The following is a 15,664-nucleotide window of genomic DNA, read 5'->3' as shown; positions in this document are numbered from 1 at the left end:
GACGAGGGAATGAGGCACCGACTTTCGCTCGCAACCGGCACAATGCGAAGATCCAGTTTCAGGCATTTTCGATGGACCAGTTTCGCCGTCCCGTGCCTCCTCTGCATCCGCCGATCCCGGCCCTCACCGCCCCGGGCGCAGGCCGGCGCATCTACGACCTGCTGCGGGCCCAGATTGCCGACGGCACGCTCGCCGCGGGCGCCAACGCGCCGTCGACACGCGCATTGGCCGCGGACCTCGGCGTGTCGCGCACCACCGTGACGGCCGTCTACGAGCAGCTGGCGGCCGAGGGTTTCATCGCCACCTCCGTGGGCAGGGCCGCCCGCATCGCCAGCGCGCCCCCGGCGGTGCGGGCCGTTCGACAGGCTTCGGCCCGCCGCGGCAAGCCGCCGCTCGCGCTGTCGGGCTTCGGCCACCGCGTGAGCGGCATCGCAATGCCTGCGCTCTCACGCGCGGAGCCCGCGGCCATCGACTTCGCCTACGGCGCGGTGGCCTCGCGCGACTTTCCGGCACAGGCCTGGCGGCGCGCCTACCAGGCGGAGCTTCTGCGCCGTCAGCACAGCCTGTACTACGCCGCGCCCGAGGGCGACGCGTCGCTGCGCCGCGCGCTGCAGGGCTATCTGCGGCGTGCGCGCGGGCTGGCGTGCGACGCCGGGCAGATCGTGGTGGTCCACGGCTCGCAGCAAGGCATCGACCTCTGCGCGCGGCTGCTGCTGGACCCGGGCGATGCCTTCGTCTTCGAAGACCCCGGCTACCTGATGGCGCGCCGCTGCTTCGAAGCCACCGGCGCCGACCTGCTGGCGGTTCCCGTCGACGCCCAGGGCCTGGACACCGCGCGCCTGCCGCCGGACGACCGTGCGCGCCTGGCCTACGTGACGCCGTCGCACCAGTTCCCGCTGGGCGGCGTGCTGCCCGTGGGCCGGCGCCTCGAGCTGCTGCAATGGGCGCAGCGGCACCGGGCCTGGATCGTCGAGGACGACTACGACGGCGAATTCCGCTACGGCCAGCGCCCCATCGATGCGCTGCAGTCGATGGACAGCGACGGCCGCGTGATCTACGCCGGCACTTTCTCGAAGGCGCTGTCGCCGCAGCTTCGCATCGGCTACCTGGTGCTGCCCACCGAGCTGGTCGCAGTCTTCCGGCAGGCCAAGCGCCTGGCGGACCGGCACGCGCCGTTGCTGGAGCAAAGGGTGCTCGCGTCATTGATCGACAGCGGGGCCTACGAGCGCCATGTCCGGCGCGTGCGCCGCGAGAACGAACGCCGGCGCGCCGCGCTGCTCGATGCCGTCGTGCGCCACCTGCCGGACAAGGCCCACGTCGCGGGCACGGCGGCCGGGCTGCACGTGGTGTTGTGGCTGCCATTTCTGCAGGCGCGCAGCGAGCCGGCCCTCGTGGCCGCGGCCCTCGGCAAGGGCGTGGGGGTCTACCCGGTGTCGCCCCTCTTCGCCACGTCGGCACACCGCGCGCAGCACAAGGCCGCGGGGTTGATCCTCGGCTATGCGAGCCTGACACCCGAGCAGATCGACCGGGGCATGCGGGCGCTGGCCGGTGTCATCGCAACGATGGCGGTGAAGGGCTCGTAGGTTGCCGACGTCGGCCGGTCGCCCGCGCGACGGCGTGGCGCTTCAGCGAAACGCCGTGCTGCGGTACGGGCTGCGCGCGTCGCTCAACAGCAGCCGGTTCGTGCGCAGCAGGTGCTCCTCGCGCTCGCTCGAATAGCGCCAGATGAGCCCACCCGCGATGTAGGCCGCGCTCACCTGCGACCAGTCCGCGTAGGCCTGTTGCACCTGCGGCTTCAGCCCGCCCGCGAAGCCCGCGAACTCCGCGCGCTCGATGAAGCCCAGTTGCACCGCCCAGCGCGACAGGCTCACCAGCCGCACCGCGTCCCATGCGACGAGGTTGGCAATCTGCGCGGGCTGCGCCTTGAAGTGCTTGCGCAATTCATCGACCCACGAGCGGCTGTTGGTTACCAGCTGCGCAAGCTCGGGGACCGAGTGCCCGCTCTGCGCGCCCAGCGCCTTGTAGTCGAGGCTCTTGCGGGCCTTGATCTGGAAGAACGCGGGGAACATGCCGTCCGCCAAGGCGCGCATCACCGGGTGCGTGGTCTGCACGGCGTCGTCGACGGCCGCGATCGATTGCCACAGCGACGCGTACTTCGCGCGCTGGCCTTCCTGCACGAGCCATTCGGCCTTGTCCTCGAAGCTCGCGCGGTCGTTGACGCCCCACACCTGCGCAATGCCATCGCGCAGGTCGCCGGCCTCCTTGCCCGTGGCCACCGCGTTCACGTGGTCGCCGTTGAAAGCGGAAAGCGGCGCACCCAGGGTGACCAGCCACGCCTCCTGCGGCGTGGCGTCCGGCGTGGTGCTGAAGTGAAGCTTGTCGTTGTCGAGCAGCGAATGGCCGACGATGTCCATGATCCCCATTGAATATCCTCCCAAAGTTCGAATGCGTTGTGCGCTTGTTGGCCGCGCCATCCGGGACTGGCCCGCGCGTTCATTTTCTACACAGCCGCGCTGTTTTCTCAAGTGAATATCGTTGCCACCAAAGTGTTCACACAGCCACCGCGCCCTCGCTTCACGCGAGGCGAATCGAAGCGAGAACCCGCGCCGCATCCTGCGCGGGCGGCAGGCCGAACGCGCGTGCGTACTCGCGGCTGAACTGGGTCGCGCTTTCGTAGCCGACATCGAACGCGGCCGAGGTCACGCTCCTGCCGCCCGACACAAGCAGCATGCGCGCCTGCAGCAGGCGAATGCGCTTCTGGTACTGCAGCGGGCTGAGCGCCGTCACCGCCTTGAAGTGGCGATGAAACGCCGACGCGCTCATGGCCGCCCGGTCGGCCAGCGCCTCGACGCGCAGCGGCTTGTCGAAGTCGCGCCGGATCCATTGAATGGCCAGGTTCACGCGCGACAGCGCACTGTCGGGCGTGGCAATGTCGCGCAGCATCCAGCCGTTCGCGCCTTGCAGCACCCGGTACAGGATCTCCCTTTCGTAGGCCGGCGCCAGCGCGGCGATCTCGTCCGGCCGCTCCATCAGCCGCAGCATGCGCACCCAGGCGTCCATCAGCTCCGGCGTGACGGCTGCGACGGAGAAGCCCGCCTCCTGCGCGCTGGCGCCGGCAGGTTTGGGCAGGTCGGCCAGCAGCGTGGCGAGCAGCGCCGGGTCGAGCGTGAGGCTCACGGCCAGGTAGGGCTCGCCGGTTGCGGCCGGCCGCACGACGCCCACCGCCGGCAGGTCGACGGACATCACGAAATACGTGGCCGGGTCGTAGTGCAGCGTGCGGTTGCCGACCGTCATCGACTTGCTGCCCTGCAGGATGAGATTGACCATCGGGTCGTACACGGCCGCCAGCTGGTGCTCGGGGATCGCGCCCTGCACCATCGCCACGCGTGGAATGCCGGTTTCGGTGCGGCGGTTCCCGGCGCGCGCGGCGAGCCTCCTGAGTTCTTTCAACTGTTCTTGCATGGGCATGCATCTGACCGCAGCACGGCGCGAAGCGCAAGCAAAAAGCAGGAACAGGCAGGCCCGAGGCAGGAACGGGCACGGCTGCGGCAGGCGCGCTGGCTATCGTCGACGCATCCCTCACCAACCTGGAAAACACACACATGAGCGTCATCGTCATCACCGGCGGCAGCCGAGGCATCGGGGCCAGCGCCGCCATTCAATGCGCCCGGCGCGGCATGGGCGTCATCCTGACGTGGAACAGCCAACAGGACGCGGCCGATGCCGTGGTGCGGCGCATCGAAGCCGAAGGTGGCAAGGCCGTGGCGCTGCAGCTGGACGTGGGCGCGGCCGAAAGCTTCGGCGGCTTCCGCGACACCGTGCAGCGCACGCTGCAATCGACCTGGGGCCGCCAGACGCTGGCCGGGCTCGTCAACAACGCCGGGTACGGGCTCTTCAACCCGATCGACAGCGTGACGCCCGCGCAGTTCGACGGCCTGATGAACGTTCACCTGAAGGGGCCGTTCTTTCTCACGCAGGCGCTGCTGCCGCTGCTCGAGAAAGGCGCGAGCATCGTGAACCTCACCAGCGCGACGACGCGCGTGGCCACCGCGGGCGTGGCGCCGTACGCGGCCTTCAAGGGCGGGCTCGAAGTGCTGACGCGCTACATGGCCAAGGAGTTCGGCGAGCGGCGCATCCGCGCGAATGCCGTGTCGCCCGGCGCGATTCGCACCGAACTCGGCGGCGGCCTTACCGACGCGTTCGAGGCACTGCTCGCATCCCAGACCGCGCTCGGCCGCGTCGGCGAGCCGGACGACGTGGGCCGCGTCATCGCCACCCTGCTGTCCGCCGACAGCGGCTGGATCAACGCGCAGACCGTCGAGGTTGCCGGCGGCTACTTCATCTGAGCGGGGAGAATCCGCGCATGCTCGATCACGTCTTCATTTCAGTGAGCGATCTCGACCGGTCGATCGCCTTCTACACCGCCGCGCTGACACCGCTGGGCATCACGAACCGGCTCGACTACGACGGCAGGAACGGCCCGCCGGGCCACCCGGACCTCAAGGGCTTCGGTGCCAATGGCCGCGTGTTCTTCTGGCTGCGCGAAGGCACGGTGGAAGGCCGCGCCGCGCACATCGGCTTCGTGGCGTCGAGCAACGCGGAGGTCGACGCGGCCTATGCGGCAGCCATGGCCGCCGGCGCCACCGACAACGGCGCACCCGGCGCGCGGCTGCACTACGACCCGCGCTACTACGCCGCCAACGTGCGGGACCCGGACGGCTACAGCCTGGAGTTCGTCTACAAGAGCTGGCAGCACCCCTGAGGCGCCACGCCTTTCTGGCGCGTCCTCAGCCGCCCCCGGCCCGCGCGAACTCCACCGGCAGTTCCTTGAACTGCTTCTTCACCGCCGCGGCGGGCGCGCCGCCCACCACGATGCGCGCAAACGCATCGAGCGGGCTGAAGAACGCGGGCCTCAGCTTGCCGAGCTTGCTTTCGTCGACGATCAGAAAGCTCTCCGACGCGCTGCGTATCGCCGCCTGCTTCACCGGCACTTCATGGAAGTTGGAGCAGCTCGCGCCGCGCTCCGGGTCCAGCCCGCCGGCCGAGATGAACGCCTTGTTCACGCCCAGCTTGTTGAGGTACTGCAGGCCTTCGTCGGAGAAGAACGTGGCCGACGACGGGTGGTACAGGCCGCCCAGCAACATGAGCTGCGTATTCGGCCTGCGGCTCAGCACCGCCGCAATGTTCGTGGAGTAACACACCACGCTCAGCGGCATGTCCGGCGGCAGCGCTTCCGCGAAGTGGACCATGGTCGTGCCGCAGTCGATGAACAGGCTGTCGTGCGGCTGCACCCACTCGGCCGCACGCTCGCAGGCCAGGCGCTTGTTGGCCGCGTGCTGGTCGCTGGCCTCGTCGAGCGAGTAGCGCTCGGCCCCCGGCAGCGTGGTCGCCAGCACATAGCCGCCCAAGGCGGACAACGGCGAATCGGCCGACGACAGGTCGCGGCGGATGGTCATCTCGGTCACGTCGAGCCGCTGGGCGGCCTGCTTGATCGGCAACGGCCCGCCCGCTTCGACGAGTTCCTGCATCCGGGCCAGGCGCACGGCCCGGGCCTCGGCTCCGGCGGTTTTTCGCATGTTCGGGTTCCTCTGGTCCAAGCCTTGGAGTATCGGTCATCACCGATTCGAAAATGTTATTTCAAAAACATCTTGCCTAATTAAATGTTGTTGCCATAACATTCACACCCACACGCCGCCGGCCCTGCACGACGGCACGCAAGACAAGCCAGACACCACCGCGGCATCGCACGGCGATGCCGCCACGGAGACAAGAGACATGCCCTTTGCCTGCCTGCCGCACCCGCGGCCCCTGTGCGCCACGGCGCTCCCCACTCCATGACATCCACTTCCCTCGTTCGCGCCAGCGGCGCGGTGCGCTCGCGTCCAGCGCCGTCGGCCACGGCGGTTGCCGCGCTGGCATCCGAAGCACCCGCGGCCGCGGTCGCCGCCGCACCGGCACAGCCCCACGCCGCCGCGCGCAACACCGCGCAACCCTTCGACAGCGGCTGGTTCGACAGCATCCGCATCAACCTCTCCGCCGCGGAGCGCCGCGTGGCCACGCTGCCGGGGCGCCGCTCCGTCAAGAAGGACGCGCAGGCCGGCTGGCTGCTGAAGGCCATCACCTGCATCGACCTGACCACGCTCAATGGCGACGACACGGCCGAGCGAGTGCGCCGGCTCTGCGCCAAGGCGGTGACGCCCGTGCGCCCCGACCTGCTGGCCGCGCTGGGCTTTGCCGACCGCACGCTGCACACGGGCGCGGTGTGCGTGTACCACCGCTTCGTGTCGACCGCGGTCGAGGCGCTGGCGGGCACCGGCATTCCGGTGGCGGCGGTGTCCACGGGCTTTCCGGCGGGGCTGATTCCGCACGAACTCAAGCTCAAGGAAATCGAAGCCTCGGTGCGCGACGGCGCGTCCGAGATCGACATCGTCATCACGCGCGAGCACGTGCTCACCGGGCAGTGGCAGAAGCTCTACGACGAGATGCGCGACTTCCGCCGCGTGGCGGGCGACGCGCACGTGAAGGCCATTCTTGCAACCGGCGAACTGAAGACGCTGCGCAACGTGGCCAAGGCCTCGATGGTCTGCATGATGGCCGGCGCCGACTTCATCAAGACCTCCACCGGCAAGGAAGGCGTGAACGCCACGCCGCTGGTCACGCTGGTCATGCTGCGCATGATCCGCCAGTACGAAGCCCGCACGGGCCTGCGCGTGGGCTACAAGCCCGCCGGCGGTGTGTCCACCGCCAAGACCGCGCTCGACTACCAGGTGCTCATGAAGGAAGAGCTGGGCCGCCCGTGGCTCGAGCCCGACCTGTTCCGCATCGGCGCCTCCACGCTGCTGGCCGACATCGAGCGCCAGCTGGAACACCACGTCACCGGCCGCTATTCGGCCTTCAACCGCCACCCGATCGGATGACCCGATGAGCAGCAGCCAGAACAACAGCAACGTCGCACGCTATTTCGACACCATGGACTACGGCCCCGCGCCAGAGAGCGACACCGACGCGCGCCAATGGCTCGCGCGCCATGCCGAGGGCTTCGGCCACTTCATCGACGGGCGCTTCACCGCCACGTCGGCCGGCGCACTTTTCGAGACGGCCGAGCCGGCCACCGGCCAGCGCCTGGCCCGCATCGCGCAAGGCAGCGCGCAGGACGTGGATGCGGCTGTGGCTGCGGCACGTGCCGCGCAGGCCGGCTGGCTCGCACTCGGCGGCCATGGGCGCGCACGCCATCTGTACGCGCTGGCCCGCATGGTGCAGCGCCATGCGCGCCTGCTCGCGGTGGTCGAGGCGCTGGACAACGGCAAGCCGATCCGCGAGACGCGCGACCTCGACGTGCCGCTGGTGGCGCGCCACTTCTATCACCACGCCGGCTGGGCGCAACTGCAGGAGCGCGAGTTCGCCGACCAGGTGCCGCTGGGCGTCGTCGGCCAGATCATTCCGTGGAACTTTCCGCTGCTGATGCTCGCGTGGAAGATCGCGCCCGCACTCGCGCTGGGCAACACGGTGGTGCTGAAGCCCGCCGAGTTCACGCCGCTCAGCGCCCTGCTCTTCGCCGAGCTGGCCGCGCAGGCCGGCCTGCCCGCGGGCGTGCTGAACGTGGTGACGGGTGACGGCGCCACGGGCGCGGCACTGGTCGCGCACGAAGGCGTCGACAAGATCGCCTTCACCGGCTCGACCGACGTGGGCCGCCTCATTCGCGAAGCCACCGCCGGCTCGGGCAAGTCGCTCACGCTCGAACTCGGCGGCAAGTCGCCCTTCATCGTGTTCGACGACGCGGACATCGACGCCGCGGTCGAAGGCGTGGTCGACGCCATCTGGTTCAACCAGGGCCAGGTGTGCTGCGCCGGCTCGCGGCTGCTGCTGCAGGAAGGCATTGCGGCCGACTTCATCGAGCGCCTCAAGCGCCGCATGCAGAGCCTGCGCGTGGGCTCGCCGATGGACAAGGCGATCGACATGGGCAGCCTGATCGACCCCACGCAACTGGAGCGCGTGCGCGCGCTGGTGGCGACCGGCGTGCGCGAAGGCGCGAGCTGCTTCCAGGCGCCGGGCGCGCTGCCGCCGGGCGGCAGCTTCTTTGCGCCGACGCTGCTGACCAACGTGCACCCGGCCTCCACCGTGACCACCGAGGAAATCTTCGGCCCGGTGCTGGTGACGATGACCTTCCGCACGCCCGACGAAGCCGTTGCGCTGGCCAACAACACGCGCTACGGCCTGGCCGCGAGCGTGTGGAGCGAAACCATCGGCCTGGCGCTGGGCATTGCGCCGCAACTGCAGGCCGGCGTGGTGTGGGTCAATGCGACCAACCTGTTCGACGCGGGCGTGGGCTTCGGCGGCTACCGCGAATCGGGCTACGGCCGCGAAGGCGGGCGCGAGGGCTGCTACGAGTACATGAAGCCGCGCGCCTGGGCAGAGCGCAAGCCGCGCACTGCGGCAATGACTGCGGTGGCTGCAGCGGCCACCCAAGCCGCGAACGAGACACCGGGCGAGGCCCCGAAGGCGCAAGCCAGGCTCCCGGCCATCGACCGCACGGCCAAGCTGTTCGTCGGCGGCAAGCAGGTGCGGCCCGACGGCGAACTCTCGCACCCGGTGTTCGCCGCCAACGGCCAGCGCATCGGCGAGGTCGGCACCGGCAACCGCAAGGACATCCGCAACGCCGTGGCCGCAGCACGCTCGGCCGCCGGCTGGTCGAGCGCCACGCCGCACCGCCGCGCGCAGGCGCTGTACTACCTCGCGGAAAACCTCTCGGCCCGCGCCGACGAGTTCGCCGCGTGCATCGCCAGCCTCACTGGCGTGGCCGCGCGCGCCGCGCAGGCGGAAGTCGATGCATCGGTGAGCCGCCTGTTCGCCTACGGCGCCTGGGCCGACAAGTACGAGGGCACGGTGCATGTGCCGCCGCTGCGCGGCGTGGCGCTGGCCACTGTCGAGGCCATGGGCGTGGTCGGCGTGGTGTGCCCCGACGAGGCGCCGCTGCTGTCCTTCGTGAGCCTGTTCGCACCGCTGATGGCCATGGGCAACCGCACGGTGATCGTGCCGAGCGAGAAGCACCCGCTGATCGCCACCGACTTCTACCAGGTGCTGGAAACCTCCGACCTGCCCGCGGGCGTGATCAACCTCGTGACCGGCCCCGCCGCCAGCTTGGCGCAGACGCTGGCCGAGCACGACGACGTCGATGCGCTGTGGGCTTTCGGTGCGAAGGAGCTGTCGCGCAACGCCGAGCGCCTGTCGGCCGGCAACCTGAAGCGCACGCTGGTCGACCACGGCCTGGCCACCGACTGGCACGACGCGGCTTGCGCCGAAGGCGCGCAGTTCCTGCGGCACGCCACGCAGGTCAAGAACATCTGGATCCCGTATGGCGAATGAGCGCCGTGCGCGCAGCGCGCGCATCTGGAAACCAAGGGAAACCCCCATGAATCTTCGAGCGGCAAACGTTTGCGCAAACGTTTTCTTTCTCTAAGATCGCGGCCACAAGAACCACATCCATTCGTGGAGACAACATGCTGAAGTCCATCCATCCGCTGCTCAACGCAGACGTGCTGTACGCCCTGCGCGCCATGGGCCATGGCGACGAGCTCGTGCTGTGCGACGCCAACTTTCCGGCCGACTCGGTCGCACGCCAGACCACGCTGGGCCGGCTGCTGCGCATCGACGGCGTAGGCACCACCGAAGCGGCGCGCGCCATTCTTTCGGTGCTGCCGCTGGACACCGCGGTCGACGATCCGGCACGACGCATGGAGATCATGGGCGAGCCCGACACGATTCCGCCGGTGCAGCAGGAGATGCAACGCGAGATCGATGCGGCCGAAGGCCGCTCGCGCCCGCTGGGCTCCATCGAACGCTTCGCCTTCTACGAAGCCGCGCGCCGCGCCTACTGCGTGATCGCCACGGGCGAGCGCCGCTTCTACGGCTGCTTCGTGTTCAAAAAAGGCGTGCTCGCGCCCGAGGCCTGACCCCATGACCGTCGTCTCTTCACAGCAGCAAGGGCAGCACGGCGTGGCCGTGCTCGGCATCTTCGTGGCCGACCTCGCGTTCCGCGCGGCCAACCTCCCCGGCGTGGGCCAGACCATCGCGGGCTCGGGCTTTGCCATGGGCCCCGGCGGCAAGGGCTCGAACCAGGCCGTGGCGGCGGCGCGTGCCGGCGCGGGCGTCACCTTCATCTCCAAGCTCGGGCAGGACGCCTTCGGCGCCAACGCGCTCGCGCTGTGGGCACAGGAAGGCATCACGCCGCGCGCACCGCAGGTGGCGAACCAGCCCACGGGTGCGGCCTTCATCTACGTGCACGAGGTCACCGGCGCCAACGCGATCATCGTGGTACCCGGCGCGGCGGCGCTCATCGACGCGGCCGACGTGGACGCGGCGGCCGATGCCATTCGCGGTGCGCGCGTGTTCGTCACGCAGCTGGAGCAACCGGCCGGCGCCGCGCACCGCGGGCTCGAACTGGCGCGCGCCGCCGGTACCGTGACGGTGTTCAACCCGGCGCCCGCCCTGCCCTTCGACGACGCGCTGTACCCGCTGTGCGACTACATCACGCCCAACGAGCATGAAGCCGCTGCGCTCAGCGGCATTGCCGTGGACACCCTCGACGACGCGCGCCGCGCGGGCGACTTCTTCCTGGCCAAGGGCGTGGGCTGCGCGCTCATCACGCTCGGCGACAAGGGCGCGCTGCTGCACAGCGCCAGCGGCTCGGTGCACATCCCCGTGTTCAACGCCGGTGCCGTGAAGGAAACGGCCGGCGCGGGCGACGCCTTCAACGGCGGCTTTGCGGCCGCGCTCGCCGAAGGCGCCTCGCCGCTGGACGCCGCGCGCTTCGGCTCGGCGGTGGCGGCCATCTCGGTCACGCGCGCCGGCACCGCGCCCTCGATGCCCACGCGCGCCGAGGTCGAGGCGCTGATGCGCCGCGACCACTGAAGGAACCCGCCATGACCTCCAGGTTTTCAGACCGCGAACTCAACTTCCTGGTTGCCATCAACGTCGTGATCCTCGTGGTTGCGACGGTGCTGTCCAAGGGCGACTTCCTCGACGTCTACAACTTCCAGTCGATGGGCGGCCAGCTGCCCGAGCTCGGCCTGCTGGCCATGGGCGTTGCGCTGTCGATGATCTCGGGCAACGGCGGCATCGACCTGTCGGGCGTGGCGCTGGCCAACCTCGCGGGCGTGGTGGCCGCCACCGTGGCGCCGATGCTCGCGGCACCCGATGCCTCGCCCTGGCTCTACACGGCGTGGTTCGCCGTCATCGCGCTGGCCGTGGGCCTGGTGGGCGGGCTGCTCAACGGCGTGCTGATTGCGCGCGCCGGCCTCACGCCCATTCTCTGCACGCTGGGCACGCAGCTGCTGTACACGGGCTTTGCGGTGGTGCTCACGGGCGGCTCCAGCCTGCGCGTGGGCGACGCCGAGGCGCTCTCGGCCATCGGCAACGAGATGGTGCTGGGCGTGCCGATTCCGTTCGTCATCTTCGTGGCGATGCTGCTGGGCGTGGGCTGGCTGCTCAAGCAGAGCCCCTTCGGCATTCGCCTGTTCCTGCTGGGCACCAACGCCAAGGCGGCGCGCTACGCGGGCATTTCGCAGCACCGCATGCTGGTGGCCACCTATGCGCTGTGCGGCGTGCTGGCCGCGGTGGCGGGCGTGATCATCGCGGGCCGCACGGCCAGCGTGAAGTCGGACTACGGCAACTCCTACCTGCTGATTGCCATCCTCATCACCGTGATGGCCGGCGTGCGGCCGCAGGGCGGCTACGGGCGCATGGTGTGCCTGTTCTTCTCGGCCGTGGCGCTGCAGCTGCTGTCGAGCACCTTCAACCTGCTGGGCATTTCCAACTTCTTCCGCGACTGCGCCTGGGGCCTGCTGCTGCTGTTCTTCCTGGCATCGGCGCGGTTCAGCCTGAGCGACCTGCGCAGCTTCATTTCCGTTTCGCGCTCCAGCGCATCGCCGCACCAGCCCCCTCCTGGCGCGACGCAAAGAACCACCGAGGGCTAGGAGACAAGACATGCTGAAGAAAACAAAGATCGCCTGCACCGTACTCGCACTGGGCACCGTGGCCTTCGCCTCGGCGCTGCATGCGCAAGGCAAGCCGCAAGACATCGTCACCGTGGTGAAGATCACGGGCATCAGCTGGTTCAACCGCATGGAAGTGGGCGTGAAGGAGTTCGGCAGCACCACGCCGGGCGTGGCCACGCGCCAGATCGGCCCGGCCCAGTCGGACGCCGCGCAGCAGCAGCGCCTGGTCGAAGACCTGGTGGCCAAGAAGGTCGACGCCATCGCCGTGGTCTCGATGGACCCGCCCACGCTGGAGCCCGTGCTCAAGCGCGCCATGGAGCGCGGCATCAAGGTCGTGACGCACGAGGCCGACAACCAGAAGAACACCATGGTCGACATCGAGGCATTCGACAACACGGCCTACGGTGCGCGCATCAACGAACGCCTGGCCGCCTGCATGGGCCAGCAGGGCAAGTGGACCTCGCTGGTGGGCTCGCTGGGCAGCCAGTCGCAGGTGCAATGGGCCGACGGCGGCGCGACCAACGCCAAGAAGTACCCCAAGATGCAGCTGGTCGACGCCAAGAACGAGTCGCTCAACGACGCCGAGAAGGCCTACGGCAAGGCCAAGGAAATGCTGCGCAAGCACCCCGACCTGAAGGGCTTCCAGGGCTCGTCGTCGCTCGACGTGCTGGGCATCGGCCGCGCGGTGGAAGAAGCCGGCCTGCAGGGCAAGATCTGCGTGTACGGCACCGGCCTGCCGAGCGAGGCGGCCAAGTTCCTCGAGTCGGGCGCGGTCGGCGGCATCGCCTTCTGGGACCCGAAGGATGCCGGCATCGTCATGAACAAGGCGGCCAAGATGCTGCTCGACGGCAAGACCATCACCGACGGCACCGACATGGGCGTGCAGGGCTACAACAAGGTCTCGGTCAAGAAGGGCCCCGGCGTCGGCATCATCGTCACGGGCCAGGCCTGGGTCGAGGTCGACAAGCAGAACTACAAGAAGTACGCCTTCTGATCTTCCGGAATCCTTGAGCGTATGACTCTGACCGCGCCTCTCGCGCCTTCCACGCAAGCCCCGCCCGGCACTTCGAACCAGGCCGGGCGCCGTGTCTTCCTCGAAGTGCAGGACGTGCACAAGCGCTTCGCGGGCGTGCACGCGCTGCGCGGTATCGACCTGACCATCGAAGCCGGCGAGATCTACCACCTGCTCGGCGAGAACGGCTGCGGCAAGAGCACGCTCATCAAGATCATCTCGGGCGCGCAGCCCCCGAGCCAGGGGCGCATCGTGATCGACGGGCACCCCCACGAATCGCTGTCACCGCTGCAGGCGCTCACGCTCGGCATCGAGACGGTCTACCAGGACCTCTCGCTGCTGCCGAACATGAGCGTGGCCGAGAACGTCGCGCTCAGCGAACAGCTGGTCGAAACCGGCGGAAAGCTGGCGCGACGTTTCGACCGCAAGGCGGTGGCCGCCACCGCCGTGCGCGCACTCGAAACGGTGAAGCTGCCGACCGATGCCGCGTTTCTCGCGCGGCGCGTCGACGAGCTGCCCATCGCCACGCGGCAGCTGGTGGCCATTGCGCGCGCCGTGGCCACGCGGGCGCGCATGGTCATCATGGACGAGCCCACCACCTCGCTCACGCAGAAAGAGGTCGACAACCTCGTGCACGTGGTGGAGGCACTGCGCGCGCAGGGCGTGGCGGTGCTTTTCGTGAGCCACAAGCTCGACGAGTGCATTGCCATGGGTGGCCAGGCCATCGTGTTCCGCGACGGCACCAAGGTGGCCCAAGGGCCGATCCGCGACTTCACCAAGGCCGAGCTCGCGCACTGGATGACCGGCAAGCAGCTCGACGGCGCACGCTACCGCCACCAGACCCACGGCGGCGACACGCTGCTGAAGGTCGAGGCGCTGGGCCGCGGCGCGCAGTTCAGCGACGTGAGCTTCACGCTGCACAAGGGCGAGATTCTGGGCATCACCGGCCTGCTCGACTCGGGCCGCAACGAACTGGCGCTGGCACTGGCCGGCGTGCAGGCGGCCGACCGCGGGCGCCTTGCGCTCGACGGCCGGCAGGTCACGCTGAAGACGCCGAGCGACGGCATTCGCCAGGGCATCGGCTACGTGCCCGAAGACCGGCTGAGCGAAGGCCTGTTTCTCGACAAGCCGATTCGCGACAACATCGTCACAGCGGTGCTCAACCGCCTGCGCGGGCGCTTCGGCGCGCTCGATGCGAAGCAATGCCAGGAACTGGCCGAGCGCACCGTGCGCGACCTGCAGATTGCCACGCCCGACGTCGACCGCCCGGTGCAGTCGCTCTCGGGCGGCAACCAGCAGCGCGTGCTCATCGGCCGGTGGCTCGCCATCGGCCCGCGCGTGCTGATACTGCACGGCCCCACCGTGGGCGTGGACGTGGGCTCCAAGGACACCATCTACCGCATCGTGCAGCGGCTGGCCGAGCAAGGCCTGGGCGTGATCCTGGTGAGCGACGACCTGCAGGAACTGCTGCAGAACTGCGACCGCATCCTGCTGATGCGCAAGGGCCGCATTGCCAACGACTTCGACGCGCAGGGCCTGGCCGAGAGCGAGCTCTACCACGCGCTGGTTTCCGACACACCCTCCCCCGCATTCTCATGACGGCTTCCACCATGCAAGCGCACTCCACGACGGCGCCTTCTTCCGTGGCACCCGCGGCCCCCAAGGCGCCCGCCTCGTGGCGCGGCTGGCTCGCGCAGCGGCCCTCGGTCTTCACGCTGGCGCTGATCGTGCTGGTGTGCCTGGTGGTCGGCGCCATCAACCCGAGCTTCTTCCAGCTGCCGGTGCTGTTCGACATCGTGCGTGCCTGCACCGTGCTGGGCCTGTTCGCGCTGGGCGTGCTCATCGTGCTGGCGGCGGGCGGCATCGACGTGTCGTTCGCGGCCATTGCCGCGCTCACCATGTACAGCATCACCAAGCTGGTGTTGAACTACTTTCCGGACACGCACATTGCCGTGCTGCTGGTGGCGGGCGCGGCCAGCGGTGCGGTGCTGGGCGTGCTCAACGGCCTGCTGGTGCACTGGCTCAAGGCGCCGTCGCTCATCGTGACCATCGGCACGCAGTACCTGTACCACGGCATTCTCCTGACCTTCGTGGGCACGGTGTTCTTCATGAACGTTCCCGCGCCCATGGACGCCTTCGGCAAGCTCGCGCTGTGGCGCTTCGACACGCCGCAGGGCCTGCACGTGGTGCTGCCCGCCACGGTGCTGGTGCTGGCCGCCGCGGCGGTGCTCACGTGGTGGCTGCTGAACCGCACGCTCATCGGCCGCGCGGTGTACGCCATCGGCGGCAGCCTGGCCATTGCCGAGCGGCTGGGCTACAACCTGCGCACCGTGCACATCTTCGTGTTCGCGTACGCCGGTTTCCTGTCGGGGCTGGCGGGCATCGTGCACGTGTCGAGCACGCGGCTGGCGAACCCCTTCGACCTGGTGGGCAACGAGCTGGACGTGATTGCCGCCGTGATCCTCGGCGGCGCGCGCATCACCGGCGGCAGCGGCACCGTGGGCGGCACGCTGCTGGGCGTGGTGCTGGTCACGCTGATCAACAACGTGCTGATCCTGGCGGGCGTGCCGAGCACCTGGCAGAAGGTGATCATCGGCGCGTTCATCCTGGTGGCGGGGGCGTGCTTCGCGATGCGCAAGCAGGGCTAAGGCCCGGGCGC

14 protein-coding genes are annotated in these 15,664 nt (G+C 69.3%); 11 read left to right on the top strand and 3 right to left on the bottom strand.

All coding sequences use genetic code 11. The annotated features are described in order from the left end of the window. Positions 1–71 precede the first annotated feature (71 nt). Positions 72–1,583 carry a MocR-like pyridoxine biosynthesis transcription factor PdxR gene (locus BM004_RS24040; protein WP_093217508.1) on the top strand — a complete coding sequence of 504 codons (1,512 nt, stop codon included), beginning with the start codon at positions 72–74 and terminating at the stop codon, positions 1,581–1,583. A gap of 42 nt (positions 1,584–1,625) precedes the next feature. Here BM004_RS24040 and BM004_RS24035 read toward each other — a convergent pair whose 3' ends face one another. Further along, positions 1,626–2,423 (bottom strand): DUF1266 domain-containing protein, encoded by a 798-nt coding sequence (locus BM004_RS24035; protein ID WP_177206588.1) that lies wholly within the window; start codon positions 2,421–2,423, stop codon positions 1,626–1,628. A 151-nt stretch (positions 2,424–2,574) separates the two neighbouring features. Beyond that, entirely contained in the window at positions 2,575–3,468 is an 894-nt protein-coding gene (locus tag BM004_RS24030) for an AraC family transcriptional regulator (protein WP_256220026.1), read from the bottom strand. Positions 3,469–3,602: 134 nt separating this feature from the next. On the opposite strand from BM004_RS24030, the gene BM004_RS24025 reads away from it, so the two are divergent. Both BM004_RS24025 and BM004_RS24020 read left to right on the top strand, forming a co-directional pair. After that, on the top strand, positions 3,603–4,346 hold the full coding sequence (locus BM004_RS24025; protein WP_093217501.1) for an SDR family NAD(P)-dependent oxidoreductase: 744 nt from the start codon (positions 3,603–3,605) through the stop codon (positions 4,344–4,346). A 17-nt stretch (positions 4,347–4,363) separates the two neighbouring features. Next, a complete protein-coding gene (locus BM004_RS24020; RefSeq protein WP_093217498.1) occupies positions 4,364–4,762 on the top strand; it encodes a VOC family protein in 399 nt (132 codons plus the stop codon). Between the two features lie 25 nt (positions 4,763–4,787). On the opposite strand, the gene BM004_RS24015 is transcribed toward BM004_RS24020, so the two are convergent. After that, entirely contained in the window at positions 4,788–5,576 is a 789-nt protein-coding gene (locus BM004_RS24015; RefSeq protein ID WP_093130946.1) for a DeoR/GlpR family DNA-binding transcription regulator, read from the bottom strand. 258 nt (positions 5,577–5,834) lie between these two features. Here BM004_RS24015 and deoC point away from each other — a divergent pair, with 258 nt between their 5' ends. From deoC to BM004_RS23975, 8 genes are all read left to right on the top strand, one after another. Continuing rightward, complete coding sequence (gene deoC / locus BM004_RS24010; RefSeq protein ID WP_093217495.1) at positions 5,835–6,917, top strand: deoxyribose-phosphate aldolase; 1,083 nt, start codon at positions 5,835–5,837, stop codon at positions 6,915–6,917. Positions 6,918–6,921: 4 nt separating this feature from the next. Next, positions 6,922–9,363 (top strand): aldehyde dehydrogenase family protein, encoded by a 2,442-nt coding sequence (locus BM004_RS24005; RefSeq protein WP_093217493.1) that lies wholly within the window; start codon positions 6,922–6,924, stop codon positions 9,361–9,363. A 134-nt stretch (positions 9,364–9,497) separates the two neighbouring features. Then, entirely contained in the window at positions 9,498–9,950 is a 453-nt protein-coding gene (locus tag BM004_RS24000; protein ID WP_093130952.1) for an RbsD/FucU family protein, read from the top strand. 4 nt (positions 9,951–9,954) lie between these two features. Beyond that, complete coding sequence (locus BM004_RS23995) at positions 9,955–10,908, top strand: ribokinase (RefSeq protein WP_093217490.1); 954 nt, start codon at positions 9,955–9,957, stop codon at positions 10,906–10,908. Positions 10,909–10,919: 11 nt separating this feature from the next. After that, positions 10,920–11,972 carry an ABC transporter permease gene (locus tag BM004_RS23990; RefSeq protein ID WP_093217487.1) on the top strand — a complete coding sequence of 351 codons (1,053 nt, stop codon included), beginning with the start codon at positions 10,920–10,922 and terminating at the stop codon, positions 11,970–11,972. Positions 11,973–11,982: 10 nt separating this feature from the next. Further along, positions 11,983–12,987 (top strand): substrate-binding domain-containing protein, encoded by a 1,005-nt coding sequence (locus BM004_RS23985; protein ID WP_093130958.1) that lies wholly within the window; start codon positions 11,983–11,985, stop codon positions 12,985–12,987. 21 nt (positions 12,988–13,008) lie between these two features. Next, a complete protein-coding gene (locus BM004_RS23980; RefSeq protein WP_093217483.1) occupies positions 13,009–14,604 on the top strand; it encodes a sugar ABC transporter ATP-binding protein in 1,596 nt (531 codons plus the stop codon). Continuing rightward, positions 14,601–15,653 carry an ABC transporter permease gene (locus tag BM004_RS23975; protein WP_093217481.1) on the top strand — a complete coding sequence of 351 codons (1,053 nt, stop codon included), beginning with the start codon at positions 14,601–14,603 and terminating at the stop codon, positions 15,651–15,653. The genes BM004_RS23980 and BM004_RS23975 overlap by 4 nt, the downstream gene beginning before the upstream one ends. The last annotated feature ends 11 nt before the right edge of the window (positions 15,654–15,664 follow it).

Origin of the sequence: Variovorax sp. OK212, assembly GCF_900112425.1 — a bacterium.
Classification (GTDB): domain Bacteria; phylum Pseudomonadota; class Gammaproteobacteria; order Burkholderiales; family Burkholderiaceae_C; genus Variovorax.
The sequence above is the reverse complement of the archived record's forward strand: the minus strand, read 5'-3'. Positions and strand labels throughout refer to the sequence as shown.

What these genes read in the sequence shown, in the direction of transcription:
- BM004_RS23995 (WP_093217490.1), top strand. Translation starts at nt 9,955, where the DNA reads ATGACCGTCGTCTCTTCACAGCAGCAAGGGCAGCACGGCGTGGCCGTG.
- BM004_RS24000 (WP_093130952.1), top strand. Translation starts at nt 9,498, where the DNA reads ATGCTGAAGTCCATCCATCCGCTGCTCAACGCAGACGTGCTGTACGCC.
- BM004_RS24025 (WP_093217501.1), top strand. Translation starts at nt 3,603, where the DNA reads ATGAGCGTCATCGTCATCACCGGCGGCAGCCGAGGCATCGGGGCCAGC.
- BM004_RS24005 (WP_093217493.1), top strand. Translation starts at nt 6,922, where the DNA reads ATGAGCAGCAGCCAGAACAACAGCAACGTCGCACGCTATTTCGACACC.
- BM004_RS23980 (WP_093217483.1), top strand. Translation starts at nt 13,009, where the DNA reads ATGACTCTGACCGCGCCTCTCGCGCCTTCCACGCAAGCCCCGCCCGGC.
- BM004_RS24015 (WP_093130946.1), bottom strand. Translation starts at nt 5,576, where the DNA reads ATGCGAAAAACCGCCGGAGCCGAGGCCCGGGCCGTGCGCCTGGCCCGG.
- BM004_RS23985 (WP_093130958.1), top strand. Translation starts at nt 11,983, where the DNA reads ATGCTGAAGAAAACAAAGATCGCCTGCACCGTACTCGCACTGGGCACC.
- deoC (WP_093217495.1), top strand. Translation starts at nt 5,835, where the DNA reads ATGACATCCACTTCCCTCGTTCGCGCCAGCGGCGCGGTGCGCTCGCGT.
- BM004_RS23990 (WP_093217487.1), top strand. Translation starts at nt 10,920, where the DNA reads ATGACCTCCAGGTTTTCAGACCGCGAACTCAACTTCCTGGTTGCCATC.
- BM004_RS24040 (WP_093217508.1), top strand. Translation starts at nt 72, where the DNA reads ATGGACCAGTTTCGCCGTCCCGTGCCTCCTCTGCATCCGCCGATCCCG.
- BM004_RS24020 (WP_093217498.1), top strand. Translation starts at nt 4,364, where the DNA reads ATGCTCGATCACGTCTTCATTTCAGTGAGCGATCTCGACCGGTCGATC.
- BM004_RS24030 (WP_256220026.1), bottom strand. Translation starts at nt 3,468, where the DNA reads ATGCCCATGCAAGAACAGTTGAAAGAACTCAGGAGGCTCGCCGCGCGC.
- BM004_RS24035 (WP_177206588.1), bottom strand. Translation starts at nt 2,423, where the DNA reads ATGGGGATCATGGACATCGTCGGCCATTCGCTGCTCGACAACGACAAG.
- BM004_RS23975 (WP_093217481.1), top strand. Translation starts at nt 14,601, where the DNA reads ATGACGGCTTCCACCATGCAAGCGCACTCCACGACGGCGCCTTCTTCC.